Raw genomic sequence first — 15,202 nt, forward strand, 5'->3', positions numbered from 1 at the left:
GAGGATGAGCAAGAGGAAGATATGTATCAGGCTAATATTGATTCGGATTTTAGTAAAGTAAAGATTGCAGAAGAAGAGAAACCGGAAAATCGAAAAAAACTAAAATGGAATCTGGTAGGGAAGTATGGCCTCGTGATCCGAAAAAAGCTAAACAAGCTATTAAACAGGCAGAATTTAAATGTGAAATAGATGACACACATGAAACATTTGTATCGGAAGCCAGCCGAAAAAATTATATGGAGGCCCATCATCTAATACCGTTAAGAATGCAACATGATTTTGAAAATAGTTTAGATGTTGTTGGAAATATAGTTAGTATATGTCCGAACTGTCATAGGTTGATTCATTATGGAAGAGACAAAGATAAGAAAAAAGTTTTAGAACTTCTCTTTGAACAAAGAAAAGATTCTTTGAAGAAGTTCGGTATTGAGGTATCTCTCAAAGAGCTATTTGGATACTATGGAATTCTAAAATAAGAATATTCATAGCTATAGTGAAGGTAGAATGTTTCATACTTAAACATAGCTATTATTGTGATGGAAATTTAAATTTCGTCTTTTGAAAGTATCAATAATTTGTATTATTTTTATAGGGTTATATATTTTTCTTTTGCTCTGCTGTATAGCAGAGCTCTTTTTTTTTGTCGTACAAAAGCCACCTATATATGTGAAGTGCACCCCAATTGTTAGGCTGTGTCTAACAATTGGGGTGCACTTCAGTCCTGTCGGGCGGCTTCTTTTAATTTATATTCACCAATTCATCAAACTTAAACTTAGTATTCAAACCAAAGGCATCTGTACAATATATAGTTTTCGTCATCGGTTCAATATGTAATACATTTATGTACATGTCTTGCACCATTCCATCACGATAGTATGAGATATGTATTTCTTCTTCCTCGTGAAAAGATTGCATTAACGCTCTTTCTATTCGTTCCATAGTATCTTGTGTTAAAAAAGGTTTAGGTACTTTATATTGTTCCTCAAACATTCTATGTATTTCCTCGTATTGCTCCGGTATTGAAGCAAACGGATTCCATTTCACCATACCTCTTCCACGTACTACAGGAAAGCTGTTATATCCCATGATGTAATACCTCACTTTTGTTTTTTTAACGCCACTACAAACAAACATGTGTTCTTTTTTAAGGTTTGAAAAGGGACCATTTTGTTAACATGAATATTCAAAAATAATTTTTTAAGTTAGAATATTCAAAAACTTATTTATGCAAACAAGCATGTCATGATAACATTTAACAAAAGGGGGTAGAAGTAGATGAGTGTTGACATTATTTCTAAAGAAGAAATCACAAAATTATTAAACGAATGGTATCAAGCTATGATTTCACAACGTGTATTACAGTCTCAGAAAATAAAAGAAGATATTGCAAATAAAATCAATAATATTAAGGAAGACCAAACAATATTAGTCTACTACGCTTTATTGAATGCACGGTATAAACTGCTAATTCGGGATATGGATAGTACAAAAGATATTCTGGACAAAATCGAGCCTTTACCAGAGTCTACAGAAACATTTTTAGAGTACTATCATCATTTATTTAAAGCAATTTACGCTATTAATAAAGCAAACCATAGTGAAGCAAGAATGCAATTTGAAAAAGCTGAAACGTTTTTAGAGTACATGCATGATGAAATTGAAAAAGCTGAATTTAATTATTGGCTTGCAGTCCATTACTATCACGTATTAAAACCGATCCTAGCAGTTCAATTTGCTACAAAGGCGAATGAAGTATTTTCAATTAGTCCAGGGTATGAATTAAAAACTGCAGCATGCTTAAATACTTTAGGAATGGCACACATTCGACTAAATGAATTCGAAAGTGCAGAGGAATATTTACTTTCAGCACTAGGTACCTTCCAAAAATCTAATGATGAACTTCTTATTAAACGAGTTAAGCATAATTTAGGACTTTTATACGCAAGTCAAAACATGCCAGAGTTAGCAATTAAACACTTAGAGGATTCATTAGAAAATAACGCTAAAACTATGTTTCTTTTAGCAAGAGAACATTTTAAGTTAGGTTATAGTCATATCGCTAATGAATATATTGAGAATGGCTATAAGATTAGCGACTTATGTTATCGCCATCATTTCCGAATTTTAAAAGCAGTACATAACTATGTACCGCAAGAAGAATTAGAAAATGTGGTTATAGAAGGTATTTCGTATTTTGAAAAAGAAGAATTATATGATTGGGTAAAAGAATATGCTTCTCTTTTAGGTGAAAGATTCTATGGTTCAGAAAATCACAGAAAAGCAAGCAAGTATTTGCACATCGCTTTAGATGCAGACAAAAAGAGCATAGAAAGAAGGGCGCTAAAATGAAAAAAGCAATCTTATTAATGATGATGTTATCCGCTGTTTTTACTTTTGGTCTTACTAATGTAAAAGATATACCACAAAACGAAGCAATTGAAGTGTTTATGGATCATGGAGAACATATTTAAAACCTAAGGAAGAGGGCGCTTATAGTGTCCTCTTTTTAATATCTATTATTTATATGATGAGGTTGCAGGTACGTCTTTTGGTTATTGTTTGATAAACGTAAGATGTTTCTAAAAATGTGTATACAAAGGTGTAATTTTGTACTGTATATGTTCACGTACTATATAAAAAAGTATGAAAATCTATAAAAATAATTATTTCAATAAAATTTGTTTTAGATATTAAAAAGTGCCAAAACCCTTGTGGTATAAGGGGTTTGGCACTTTTGTGTTTTTTATATTTTATCAAATAAACAATTCTAAAACTGTTCATTCTTCTCCCAAGATTCAACGATATAATGTGCGATCGTCGGATTGAAGCCTTTACCAACTAAAAACATAATCGCAGCAACTTCTGTTAATGCGTGTTCATGTGATGTATGTTTTGCTTCATTTAAACCGTAATCTACCCATGGTTTTACGAAATCTAGTACGGGTTTCTTGAAAGGTAAAAACTGTGTACCGACAACTTGTTGAATTTGTTGTTGTGTTGGTTCAGTAATTGGTCCAGGTGGTAAGATTTGTGGTTGTGTAATGTCTAGTGTTGGTCCAGGTGGTAAGATTTGTGGTTGAGTTGGATCTATTGTTGGTGGTTTAGGTGGTGAGACACGTGCGTCGTAGTTTGGTTGATACATTTGTTGTTGGTATTGCGGTTGTTGTGGTTGAGTTGTGTATGGGTTTTGTGGTGCTGCATATGGATTTTGTTGATATTGTTGTTCTTGGTTTTGTGGTGCTGCATATGGATTTTGTTGATATTGTTGTTCTTGGTTTTGTGGTATTACATATGGATTTTGAGGATATCGCTGTTCTTGATTTTGTGGTGCTGCATATGGATTTTGAGGATATTCATAATTTGGACGTGTGTCATATGGATTTTGTTGAAATTCAGTTTCTTGGTTTTGCGTTGTTGCATATGGGTTTTCGTCATATTGTGGTTCTTGCTGTTGTAACTCTTGTTCTTCGTATTGTTCTTCGTATTGTTCTGTGTATCTCTGTTCTTGTTGTTGAGGATACAATGGTTGCCTTGGATAAGGCGGTTGATTATTATAGAACATGTTTATTCCTCCTTCATGATGATGCCTACCACCTAGTGTATGGGCGGACAAGAAAATATGTGATGAAAAAATGCGGGCGTGTTACAATAAGTAACTGGGTGAAGATAAAATGACAAAACAAGAAAAAATTCAAAAAACAATTACTTTTGTAAAACATATTTTAGAAAAAGATGCGAGTGGGCATGATTGGTATCATATTGAACGTGTACATAAAATGGCGATTTCTTTATCTGAGCAAGAAGGTGGAAATCGTTTTATAATTGAAATGGCAGCATTACTTCACGATGTGGCAGATGAAAAGCTAAATGAAAGTGAAGAAGCAGGAATGAAAAAAGTTTCTGATTGGTTAGAAGAGCTACGTGTTGAAGAAAAGGAAAGTAAACATATTCTTCATATCATCGCCAATATGTCTTATAAAGGTGGCCATGGCGGTAAAGTGGATTCACTTGAAGGGAAGCTTGTTCAAGATGCGGATCGCTTAGACGCCCTTGGAGCAATTGGAATAGCTCGTACCTTTGCATATGGCGGGGCGAAAGGGAGATTAATGTATGACCCAACTATTCCGCCGCGTGAAGAAATGACGAAAGAAGAGTATAGAAAAAATAATGATCCATCTTTAAATCATTTTTATGAAAAACTTTTGAAATTAAAAGATTTAATGAATACGAATGCAGCAAAACAAGAGGCTGAAATTCGTCATCGTTATATGGAACAGTTTATTGAACAATTTATGAAAGAGTGGAATGCACAAATATGAAAATGTTAACTGTGGAGAACTTATCAAAATCATATGGAGAAAAGCCGTTATTTGATGGATTATCATGTAGTATTACAGAAGGACAACGTGTCGGAATTATCGGTGTAAACGGAACTGGTAAATCGACATTATTAAAAATAATTGCAGGATTAGAAACTCCTGATACAGGTGATATGACGTATTCACGTGGGTATACAATTAGTTATTTATCACAGCAACCAGAGTTTGATGAAAAACTAACAGTATTAGAGCAAGTGTTCCATGGTGATACACCTTTAATTCGTCTTCTTCGTGATTATGAAAAAGCACTATTAAATATTGAAAAAGATCCAAGTAATGAAAAAGTACAGGAACAATTATTTGCAGTGCAGCAACGTATGGATGCAATGAGTGCATGGGAAGCAAATGCAAGTGCGAAATCTCTTTTAACGAAATTAGGAATTACAGATTTCACTGCAATTGTTGGGAATTTATCTGGTGGACAGAAAAAACGTATCGCAATGGCACAATGTTTTATTGAAACACCTGATTTATTAATTTTAGACGAGCCTACGAACCATCTTGACCATGAGACAGTTGAATGGTTAGAAGAATATTTAGCAAGATATACAGGTGCGGTATTACTTGTAACCCATGATCGTTATTTCTTAGATCGTGTGACGAACCGTATTTTTGAATTAGATAATGGTAAATTATATAGCTACGAAGGAAACTATAGTACATTTTTAGAAGCGAAAGCACTTCGTGAAGAGCAAGAATTGGCACAAGAATCGAAACGCCAAAATTTATATCGTCGTGAACTTGCTTGGATTCGTCGTGGTGCAAAAGCCCGTTCTACGAAACAAAAGGCGCGTATTCAGCGTTTTGATGAGCTAAAGGAACTAGAAGGACCAGCTGCAAAACAGTCAGTTGATATTGCACTAAGCGGAAGTCGTCTAGGAAAGAAAGTACTTGAGTTAAAAGATGTAACGAAAAAATTTGGCGATAAGACGGTATTACATAATTTTAATCATATTGTGAAACCGGGTGATCGTATCGGAATTATTGGAGCGAATGGAAGCGGGAAATCTTCGCTATTAAATATGCTTGCAGGTAAGTTATCTCCTGATAGTGGTGAAATTGAAGTTGGGCAAACTGTAAAAGTTGCTTATTATACGCAAGAAAATGAAGAGATGAATTTAAATCAGCGTATGATTGAATACATTAAAGAGATTGCAGAAGTTATTCATACGACAGATGGAAAAGTAATTGGTGCATCTCAAATGTTAGAACGTTTCTTATTCCCGACGCATTCACATGGTACACCGCTTGGTAAACTATCTGGTGGTGAAAGAAGACGTTTATATTTATTACGTATTTTAATGGGAGAACCAAACGTACTTTTACTTGATGAACCTACGAATGATCTAGATACACAAACATTAACAGTACTAGAAGATTATTTAGAAGATTTCCCAGGTGTCGTTTTAACTGTATCGCATGACCGTTACTTCTTAGATAAAGTAGTAGATGAACTGTTCATCTTTACTGGCGGAGGCGAAGTGCGTGAATTCCTAGGTAGTTATACAGATTATTTAGAAATGGAAAAAACGAGAGAACTTATGGAGAAAGCGGAAGTTCAAAAAGAGAAAAAAGTAGTAGAAGAAGCTCCAAAACAACAACGTAAACGTAAACTTTCATATAATGAGCAGCGTGAATGGGAAACGATTGAAGATACAATTGCCGAACTTGAAGAGAAAATTGAGTCAATTGGAGAAGAACTTGCGAAAGTTGGATCTGACTTCACAAAGGCACAAGAATTATCTGAAGCACAGCAGAAAACAGAAGAAGAGCTAGAAAAAAAGATGGAAAGATGGAGTGAACTATCAGACATCGTTGAAGGATTAAAATAAAAACAAGCTGCATATATTGAAAAGTAAAGAGAAAAACTTTACACTATTGGTAGAACCTATTTTAGGAGGGAAAAAATGAGAACATCTAATCCAATGTTGAAAAAAGAGGCATTCCGTAAAGAGGGAGCAAGCGCTTCTGCGATGACGATTGGCGGAACAGTAGGCAAAACGTTCATTATGCTTATCTTGCTACTTGCAACGTCTGTCTATTCATACATACAGATGATGCAGGGGACGATGAAGATGCCAGTATTAATTGGTGCTTTAATCGTTGCGGCAATCATCGCATTCGCGTCTATGTTCTTCCCGCGTATTTCACCTTTTGGTGCACCAATCTATGCAGCGGTAGAAGGGGTTGTGTTAGGAAGTATTTCAGCAGTTTATACAATGAAATTTGGCGATTCTATCGTTTTAAATGCTGTATTACTAACAATCTCAATTCTATTTGCAATGTTAGTGTTATATGCAACACGCGTAGTAAAAGTAACGGATAAATTCCGTACAGGCGTGATGGCAGCAACACTTGGAATTATGGTTATGTATTTAGTCGTATTCCTACTAAATATGTTTGGCGTAACTGTTCCATACATTCACCAAGGTGGTACAATCGGTATTATTATTAGTGCAGTTGTTATTGTAGTTGCTGCATTAAACTTATTACTAGATTTCGATTTAATCGAAAATGGTGTACGTAGTCAAGCTCCGAAATATATGGAGTGGTATACTGCGATGGGACTAATGCTTACATTAGTATGGTTATACTTAGAAATTCTTCGTTTCGTTTCTTACTTTACGAAAAATGACTAATAAAAAAATCCTGCATGAAAAATGCAGGATTTTTTTATTTTCAAAGATATATTGAATGTATGGTATAATATGGATGATAGCAACTTGAAGTGAAGGAGATGGAATATGATGAAAGAGAAGAAAGGGATTATGAAAAAGCTATTTTCTAAAAGTTTTTTCATAGAACTAGATGATGCTTTAACGTATCCATCATCAAAAGTCATTACTTCAGCAATAGAGAGATATGCGGCTGAATGCAATGAAAGACTAAAATTTGAGAGTAAAGTTAAACCGATTACTTTCTACTTAGAAAATGTAATGTACCGTGCTGAAATAAAGATGGCTCGCGGAGGATATTACATATCTTGTACTGAAGTGTAATAAATTTTGAAACTATACATGTTTGAACTATGTATGGTTTCTTTTTTTGTTTTGTAAGGTCCAAAATAATACTTTCTACTTACGGATATATCATTTTGTGCTTTTTACCATTCAAACATTTCTCCTTACAATGAAGAAAAACATGTGAGGTGGTATAACTTATGATGAATCGAGTTGTATTAATCGGTAGATTGACAAAGGAGCCAGAATTATACTACACAAAACAAGGCGTCGCTTATGCACGAATATGTGTTGCGGTGAATAGAGGATTTCGAAATAGTTTAGGTGAACAACAAGTCGATTTTATTAATTGTCAGATAATATCTCCATAATCTCTAATGTACATAATTGTATTTTTAATCCCATCTATTAGCAGTATTAACGTTGAACTGAAATAGGTAGCTGTACAAAATTAATAACATGTACAAAAAGTATAGGTCATCATGATATATAATTGTACATAATAAAATAAACCTATATATAATAAATTAAAAATATTGCAAGTAATATAATTTGTGGTTTTATAAAAAAATTGATAATTTATAATAAATTTTGATAGAAATCATCTTTCTTCAATAGTTCATTAGAGGTACAGTGACTTTATATATTAAATATTAATAATAATCTAATTAAATGAAATGTTTAGATGTCTTTTTACCAAAAATCAAACAGAATTGTCTAGTTGGGTGTAGGGCATATCGACAACAAAACGTGAAGTTTGTACACTAAGCAAAATTTAGTATAAACCTACATTTATACTTAGAGTGAACGTTTTAAAAGTTAATCCAAGAATTAAATATGCTATTCCATAGTAGAATGATTTTAATTGAGCTTTATTCCAAACCAACATAATCACTTCCGATGAAAATAAAAATAGTGAAAATTTATTTTTCATGGGGATAATTTAGAAGTATTACGCCATTTACAAAATAATTATAGTAATTCAGTAGATATGATTTACATTGAAATATTAATAGGTAATTTAATACAATGTAAAATTAGCAGAGAGTGCTTGAATTAAAGGTTTCAGAGCCTATGCGGAATCTGAAGCCTTTTTATTTTGGTTTACATTTAGAGGAAGAGATAGTTTTATAATTTTTTTCTAAAGGAGTATTTAAATTAGAATGGGGTGTTACTGTATAAAAACAATAGGATTTAAATATCAACTAATATCAACTAATATTAAAATATATTGTAAAACAGAGTGACTTAAGGGTATAATATGAGAGTTATTTTTTTAATAGCATTGGAGTGAAAACCATGAATGAAAAAATTAATGATAGCTACATCAACATAGATGACGCTGCAAAATATTTAGGTATAAAAACGGTTACTCTGCGTAATTGGATAAAAAATGAAAATTGTGATATTCCGGCTCATAAAGTCGGAAGAATGTGGAAGTTTAAGTGTTCTGAGCTTGATGAATGGATAAAAAGTGGCAAAAGTGCATTTTAGTTAAATGCAAGGGGAAGGAAAGTATAATCATGATTGAAAACATTTTATATAATGATGACTGCATAAAATCAATGAAAAAAATTGAAACAAATAAAATTGATTTGATAGTTACTGATCCACCATATAATCTTGGGAATTTTATGAGAAACCGAGATACCAATCTAAAAAAAATGAGGGAAAATTTTTTCGCTACTGCTGGATGGGATGATATGGAATTTGATGAGTGGAAAGATTCAATGGACTCTTTTTTTGAAGAATCAGCTAGAGTTATGAAAAAAGGCGGATCTATGATTGTTTTCATGGCAATAATCAAAGTTGAAACATTAATTAGTTTAGCGGAAAAACATGGATTCTATTATAAAACCACTGGGATATGGCATAAAACAAACCCAATGCCGAGAAATATGAATTTACATTTTGTGAATTCAACAGAAGCATGGGTTTATTTTACGTATAAAACAAGAACTGGTACGTTCAATAATGAAGGAGCCTTATTCCATGATTTTATTGAAACTTCTTTGACATCCAGCACCGAAAAGAAATACGGGAAACATCCAACTCAAAAACCAGAAAGTTTGATAAAACATTTCGTAGAGCTTCTTTCTAATGCCAATGATTGGGTTCTTGATCCGTTTATGGGTAGTGGCACAACAGGTGTGGTTACGAAAAGACTTAGTAGAAATTTCATTGGTGTTGAATTGGATCAAGAATATTTTAATATTGCACAAAGCAGAATTGAGGAGATTGAGTAATGAAACCCACAGTAATTGATTTATTTGCGGGTGTTGGTGGGTTATCACTTGGTTTTGAACAAGAAGGTTTTGAGGTTGTATTAGCAAATGAATATGACGAATCAATAGCCAATGCATATAAAAAAAATCATAGAAACACTAAAATGATAGTCGGTGACATAGCGGAATTAGATATAAAAAATGTTTTTTGTCCATACGTTGGAAAAATAGATGTGATAATTGGTGGTCCACCATGTCAAGGGTTTTCTCAAAAAGGACAGCGAAAAACTATTAATGATGACAGAAATTTTCTCTTTAAGTATTTTGTCTCGGTTGTTGGATTGATTAAACCGATGTATTTCGTTATGGAAAACGTTCCCAACTTGCTGACGGCTGAAAAAGGCTACTTTAAAAAGGAAATATATGACTTGTTTAAGTCTTTGGGATATTCGCTAAGTTCAGGTGTTTTGAATGCTGCAGATTTTGGAGTGCCACAAAATCGTAAAAGGGCCGTTATTATTGGAAAAAGAGGACTCGCCCCAGCAGAATTCCCAAAACCAAAAAATGAAAAAAATACCATTTGGGATGCGATTAGCGACCTCGCCTTTCTAGAATCAGGTGAGGGAAATGAGGTGCAGGATTATAGAAAAGCTGCAGAAAGCTTCTATCAACAAGTGATGAGAAAAAAAAGTACGCAATTATATAATCATGTTGCAACTAATCATTCTAAAGTAGCTCTTGAAAGATTGAAGTTAATCCCACCGAATGCCGGAAGAGAGGTATTACCCAAAGAACATCTGACTAAATCCATATATAGTGGAACATGGACTCGAATGAGAAAAGATGAAGTATCTGTAACGGTAACAACTCGTTTTGATACGCCGTCGTCTGGTAAATTTACTCATCCATTTCTAAATCGTGCAATTACGGTAAGAGAAGCCGCACGAATTCAATCATTTCCGGATGACTTCAGATTCTTTGGTACAAAAACTTCTCAAATGAAGCAGGTTGGAAATGCTGTACCACCAATGCTCGCAAACTCTATAGCGAAGACAATATTAAATGACATGAGGAGATAATTACATGACACGTCCCTATCAATTAACTAAGTATGATGAGATTGATTTAAAGTTAGGAATCAAATCATCGTTACCAGAAGTTAAAAGCACACTAGGACTTGCAATTTTGTTTTTTGAAGCATCAGAAGGGAAATCAGAATTAAAATATTCAAAATCTCAAGGTAATCAAATCATTATTGATGATAGGTTGAAATCAAAATTGTTGAAAAAAAACCAGGATATTTTGAATGATGCAAGTATTACCGAAGAAGATTTTATTGAAATAGTGAATAAAAATCCTCTATTCAAGTCTCAATTAGAAGCTTTAATCGTTGTATTTGAGTTGATTTGGAAGTTAGCAGAAGTTGATTTTATTGATGATAAGCCTGCTAGTGCTGAGAGAACAGGTGGAGCAAGATTTGAAAAAGAAATTAATTTTACCATCAATGCTGATGTAATTCACGAGGTGATTGGAGACGACCGAGATGAGTACTATAAAGTATTGTTATCTTGGATTGGACTAACTGTTGAAAAAGAAAAGAAATACGAAGATAGATTAATTTCAATTCTTTCTATACTTTCTGAAGGTGCAATCTATAAATTGGTTGATGGAGAAAATGATATTATTTTCAACCAAAATAGTATTTACAAAGCACTTATTGATACAAAATCCAGTGTCAATATTAAAAGTGATAAGGAAGCAAAAGGTTCTCTAAGAATATTAAATTCTGCTCTAAAAGATGAACTGAATCCAAACGTATCATACAACAACTGGGTTGTTTCTGGAGTTGACGATAAAGAACTAGAGTTAGAAGAGTATCAAAAAAGAGTAGAGACCTTCCTTAAGTTGTCGTCGCAAAAAGTAAATACGATTGTCAATGAAGTTGATATTAATAGTGAAGCTGAAGAGAAGAATTTTTCTGAAGAAAGTTCTTCTTCGAATTATATAACTAACTTTAAAACAGATTTTCCACATAATCGAATTATTTTTGGAGCTCCAGGAACAGGAAAAAGTTATACTTTGGAAAAAGAGCGTAAAAAGCTACTCTCTGATGGTGGTGAATGCGAAAGAGTAACATTTCATCCTGATTATTCTTATGCAAATTTTGTAGGAACTTATAAGCCAACAATGGTAGAAACAGACCCACTTTTAAATGTAGACGGGGATGAAAAGAGTATCTTATCTGTGTTATTAGATGATAAAAAAACAGCACAGGAAAAATACGATCTACTGTATGATAAATTTAAAGATGGTGACTTAACACGTTTGCCGTTATTACTCGGGCTTTATACAGATGATAAATTTAATACCCGCAAGAAAGATGGTACTAATGCTGCAGGGGATAATAGTGTTGAGCGAAACCACGGAAGAGCAATACGTCGGTTTGTGAACTTGATTTCGAACAAAAATATTGTGTCTGAAATTTCGTATGAATATGTTCCAGGACCATTCATGAGAATATATGTAAAGGCATTGAAAAATGCTAGGACTTTAAACCCTAAACCATATCTATTGATAGTTGAAGAAATTAATAGGGCTAACGTAGCCGCTGTATTTGGAGATGTATTCCAGTTATTAGATCGAGATAATGACAATGTTAGTGAATACTCTATCCAAGCATCAGAAGATATGAAGAAATATCTTGCTAAGGAATTAGGTGGAAATCCTAATGAATATTCTGAGATAAAATTACCTGATAATATGTTTATTTGGGCTTCAATGAATAGTGCTGACCAAGGTGTATTCCCTATGGATACTGCATTTAAACGTAGGTGGGATTTCACTTATCAAGGAATTGATGAAGGTGAAGATGACATCAAAGAGTGTGAAATTTCTCTTGGCGAAAGTGGTGCTAAAGTAAATTGGAATCAATTAAGAAAAGCAATTAACGAAGAACTTCTTAGCTATAATGTGAACGAAGATAAGTTACTTGGTCCACATTTCATTTCTAAAGGAGCATTGCAAGATAGCCAAATATTTAAGGAGGTGTTCAAGAACAAGGTGATTATGTACTTGTTTGATGATGCCGCTAAACAAAAGAGACCTAGTCTGTTCTCAGGAGCAGTTAATCCAAGGTTATATTCGGCTATTTGTAGTGATTTTGATAAGAGAGGTATAGAAATATTCGCAGAAGGCATTCGGAATAAATTTGCTGTCTTTTCTGTAGAGGATGAAGAATAATGAATTCTATTTTTCTACGAGAACAAAAAAGATACAATCAGGAATTGCTAGTTAAACTTTTTAGTTGTTCAGAAGAAGAATTAGTTTCAATTTTAAAGAAACTAAAACAATATGGCGTTTTAAAGTCTGTGAAAAAATCTGATGAACAGAAAGCTTTATCTGACTTGTTAGATGAAGATATAGAAGTCGCTGATGTTGAGGTCGGCGAAAATGAGAATTTATACGTCTTCACGTATGTAGGTGTTATTACGATTGATAATCGCTTATTAATAATTTATCCTAAATATTTGCTGAGTATTGATACTCCAACTGAAGAAATGAAAATAGTCCTTAAAGTTATTGCAAAGTACAATTCTAAAGAACAAATTATCAGAATGTACAATGAAACCAGTGACAGTAGCGCTTTCAATCTTTTAGCAGTAATATTGTTTTTACTGAACGATTTCTATGAGTATGGGTCGTATATTAGCAGTAAAGATATAATTGAGATTAATGGAACAGGGGAAATTTTATGGGATAAGACCATAAATGAAACATTCACTTTGCTTTCAAATAATAGACCAATTTATCCAGATTTATTAACACGAAAAAGGATAAATGATGATTTTGATTATTTCAAACGTCTACATGAATACATATTGACTAAGGGTACAAAAGAATTGAGCGATGCTAATTTACTAAATCTTTTTGACATAATGGGCGTTGCGTTAACTGATGAAGAGATTTCAGACTTTGGAGATAAAGAGTATATTCTAGACCGAATTGAAAAAGAGTTGAATATTCAATTTAATACTAGGAAGCAGCTTCTTTTAAAGACAATGTATGCATATATTTCTTATGGTGGTACATTGGCTGATATGGATAGCTTTAGTATGTATGGAACAAATTCCTATAACCTAATTTGGGAAAAAATATGTGCGGAAGTATTGGATAATCAGCTTCAAACGCCACTTTCGTTTTTAAAGTTACCGAAGCCACTAGATAAGAAATATACTAAAAGTGACACTTTAATTTCGATAATAGAAAAGCCAATATGGAAATTTGAAGATGAAAATGGAGAAGAATATGAACACTCAGCCAAGAAGACATTAATTCCCGATTTAATTTCTGTTAATCTAGTTGATGATAAGTGCCAATTTATAATATTTGATGCAAAATACTATAATTTATTTTTGAATTCTAAAAAATTAAGTGGTCAGCCTGGAATTGAATCTATCACCAAGCAATATTTATATCAACAGGCATATAAGGAATTCACTTCAAAACATGGAATAGATGATATAAAAAATTGTTTCCTGTTCCCAACAGAAGAAGATTCAATTCAAGATAAAGGATATGTTCAATTATCGATGCTACACGGTTTAGGACTTGAAAATATCCAGAATAGAATGTTACCAGCGAGTATGATGTATGATTATTATTTAAAAAATAAGAAAATGAGTATACTAAAATTAAAACTATAAGTTTAAAATACCTAGTAATGAGATATACGCTAGGAAATTTTTGAATACCTAATATACAAACAGTTCGTGTAGATTTGAAATAAAGTCGCACTGTTTAAAATAAAAATGCGATGAAATAAAGCTGATTTTTTCAATAAAACATTGATTTAATAGGTTTTATCTTATCTTTTAATCAATCTCTTTTATAAAAGAATCCATTTAAAAAATGGATTCTTTTTGTTTGGTACATGTTCTTTATTATTTTTCATTGAAAAAATCAGGAAACATCTCTTGTAGTTTATTGATAGGTTCCTCTAAATTATTTTTTTCTGAGGATTTTATTGAGTCTTTAGAAGTTTCGAATAGAGTTTTAAAATTTGTTAATCTACTGTTTTTATCAACGCTAGCGTTGAAATCTAAAAGATTGTCTTTGAGTCCTGTTTTTTCTTGTAAGTGAGGGAAGGTACTAGAAAGAGTTAATTGATCGTAAAGGTTTTTATAATGTTCAACTTGTACTTTAAGCTTTTTAATTTGCAAATCTTTTTCAGCAGCAATTTGCTTTATATGGATAATTTTTTGTTCATCTTTTTTTAGGGTATGGAGTTCTTCATACAACTTAATAAACATTGTTTCAAATTCATGAAGTGCATTAATAATTTTAGGAGTATTACCCTTATAAATTTCAAAAATTTGTTCTATGTTTGGAAAATATACCTCATCATCTTTGTTTACACCAATTGTTCGATAAATAGGTTTATTTAATTCAGCTATAGTTTTTTCTAATCTTCTTTTCCAGGTGTTTCTTCCAATGCCGGTCTCTTTTTCAAGAAGAGAGTAAGTTAAATGTACGTGTCCTAATCTGTTTTTTACTTCTAATGCAAGTTCTTTTAATTCCTGATCAGTAAAAATTCTAGGTCGTCCTGAATTTTTTTGTCTTCCTTTTAGCATCAGTTTTT

General features: G+C 32.7%; 15 protein-coding genes and 1 pseudogene. 13 read left to right on the forward strand and 3 right to left on the reverse strand.

Going from position 1 to position 15,202, the window contains the following annotated elements; all coding sequences use genetic code 11:
- The first annotated feature begins 104 nt into the window (after positions 1-104).
- On the forward strand, positions 105-476 hold the full coding sequence (locus tag AC22L0_RS06810; protein WP_069604964.1) for an HNH endonuclease: 372 nt from the start codon (positions 105-107) through the stop codon (positions 474-476).
- Positions 477-738: 262 nt separating this feature from the next.
- Here AC22L0_RS06810 and AC22L0_RS06815 read toward each other — a convergent pair whose 3' ends face one another.
- Positions 739-1,086 (reverse strand): YolD-like family protein, encoded by a 348-nt coding sequence (locus tag AC22L0_RS06815; RefSeq protein WP_000541073.1) that lies wholly within the window; start codon positions 1,084-1,086, stop codon positions 739-741.
- Positions 1,087-1,275: 189 nt separating this feature from the next.
- On the opposite strand from AC22L0_RS06815, the gene AC22L0_RS06820 reads away from it, so the two are divergent.
- Both AC22L0_RS06820 and AC22L0_RS06825 read left to right on the forward strand, forming a co-directional pair.
- On the forward strand, positions 1,276-2,349 hold the full coding sequence (locus AC22L0_RS06820) for a response regulator aspartate phosphatase (protein WP_000109862.1): 1,074 nt from the start codon (positions 1,276-1,278) through the stop codon (positions 2,347-2,349).
- Entirely contained in the window at positions 2,346-2,471 is a 126-nt protein-coding gene (locus AC22L0_RS06825) for a hypothetical protein (RefSeq protein ID WP_000709202.1), read from the forward strand. Before AC22L0_RS06820 ends, AC22L0_RS06825 begins: the two co-directional genes overlap by 4 nt.
- A 296-nt stretch (positions 2,472-2,767) precedes the next feature.
- On the opposite strand, the gene AC22L0_RS06830 is transcribed toward AC22L0_RS06825, so the two are convergent.
- The gene (locus AC22L0_RS06830) at positions 2,768-3,562 is read right to left on the reverse strand and encodes a hypothetical protein (RefSeq protein ID WP_087967911.1); all 795 of its coding nucleotides are present in this window, start codon (positions 3,560-3,562) and stop codon (positions 2,768-2,770) included.
- Between the two features lie 109 nt (positions 3,563-3,671).
- Here AC22L0_RS06830 and AC22L0_RS06835 point away from each other — a divergent pair, with 109 nt between their 5' ends.
- The 10 genes and pseudogenes from AC22L0_RS06835 (at position 3,672) to AC22L0_RS06880 (ending at position 14,267) form a co-directional block, all read left to right on the forward strand.
- Positions 3,672-4,319: an HD domain-containing protein gene (locus AC22L0_RS06835; protein WP_000165969.1), complete on the forward strand. Its 648-nt coding sequence runs from the start codon at positions 3,672-3,674 to the stop codon at positions 4,317-4,319.
- On the forward strand, positions 4,316-6,211 hold the full coding sequence (locus AC22L0_RS06840) for an ABC-F family ATP-binding cassette domain-containing protein (RefSeq protein ID WP_087967909.1): 1,896 nt from the start codon (positions 4,316-4,318) through the stop codon (positions 6,209-6,211). Before AC22L0_RS06835 ends, AC22L0_RS06840 begins: the two co-directional genes overlap by 4 nt.
- Positions 6,212-6,286: 75 nt before the next feature.
- Positions 6,287-7,018, forward strand: a complete 732-nt coding sequence (locus tag AC22L0_RS06845; protein WP_001260655.1) for a Bax inhibitor-1/YccA family protein — start codon at positions 6,287-6,289, stop codon at positions 7,016-7,018.
- A 105-nt stretch (positions 7,019-7,123) separates the two neighbouring features.
- Entirely contained in the window at positions 7,124-7,378 is a 255-nt protein-coding gene (locus AC22L0_RS06850; protein WP_000975130.1) for a DUF4318 domain-containing protein, read from the forward strand.
- A gap of 161 nt (positions 7,379-7,539) precedes the next feature.
- A pseudogene (locus tag AC22L0_RS06855) lies at positions 7,540-7,698 on the forward strand (single-stranded DNA-binding protein); the annotation flags it as partial.
- 940 nt (positions 7,699-8,638) lie between these two features.
- Entirely contained in the window at positions 8,639-8,833 is a 195-nt protein-coding gene (locus tag AC22L0_RS06860) for a helix-turn-helix domain-containing protein (protein WP_001992799.1), read from the forward strand.
- Between the two features lie 29 nt (positions 8,834-8,862).
- On the forward strand, positions 8,863-9,585 hold the full coding sequence (locus tag AC22L0_RS06865) for a DNA-methyltransferase (protein WP_001992829.1): 723 nt from the start codon (positions 8,863-8,865) through the stop codon (positions 9,583-9,585).
- Positions 9,585-10,643: a DNA cytosine methyltransferase gene (locus AC22L0_RS06870; RefSeq protein ID WP_267414328.1), complete on the forward strand. Its 1,059-nt coding sequence runs from the start codon at positions 9,585-9,587 to the stop codon at positions 10,641-10,643. Before AC22L0_RS06865 ends, AC22L0_RS06870 begins: the two co-directional genes overlap by 1 nt.
- 4 nt (positions 10,644-10,647) lie before the next feature.
- Positions 10,648-12,804: an AAA family ATPase gene (locus tag AC22L0_RS06875; RefSeq protein ID WP_267414326.1), complete on the forward strand. Its 2,157-nt coding sequence runs from the start codon at positions 10,648-10,650 to the stop codon at positions 12,802-12,804.
- Positions 12,804-14,267 carry an LlaJI family restriction endonuclease gene (locus AC22L0_RS06880; RefSeq protein WP_267414324.1) on the forward strand — a complete coding sequence of 488 codons (1,464 nt, stop codon included), beginning with the start codon at positions 12,804-12,806 and terminating at the stop codon, positions 14,265-14,267. The genes AC22L0_RS06875 and AC22L0_RS06880 overlap by 1 nt, the downstream gene beginning before the upstream one ends.
- 237 nt (positions 14,268-14,504) lie before the next feature.
- Here AC22L0_RS06880 and AC22L0_RS06885 read toward each other — a convergent pair whose 3' ends face one another.
- Positions 14,505-15,194 carry a hypothetical protein gene (locus AC22L0_RS06885; protein WP_267414323.1) on the reverse strand — a complete coding sequence of 230 codons (690 nt, stop codon included), beginning with the start codon at positions 15,192-15,194 and terminating at the stop codon, positions 14,505-14,507.
- Positions 15,195-15,202 lie beyond the last annotated feature (8 nt).

It is taken from the genome of Bacillus sp. LQ01, from assembly GCF_057624735.1.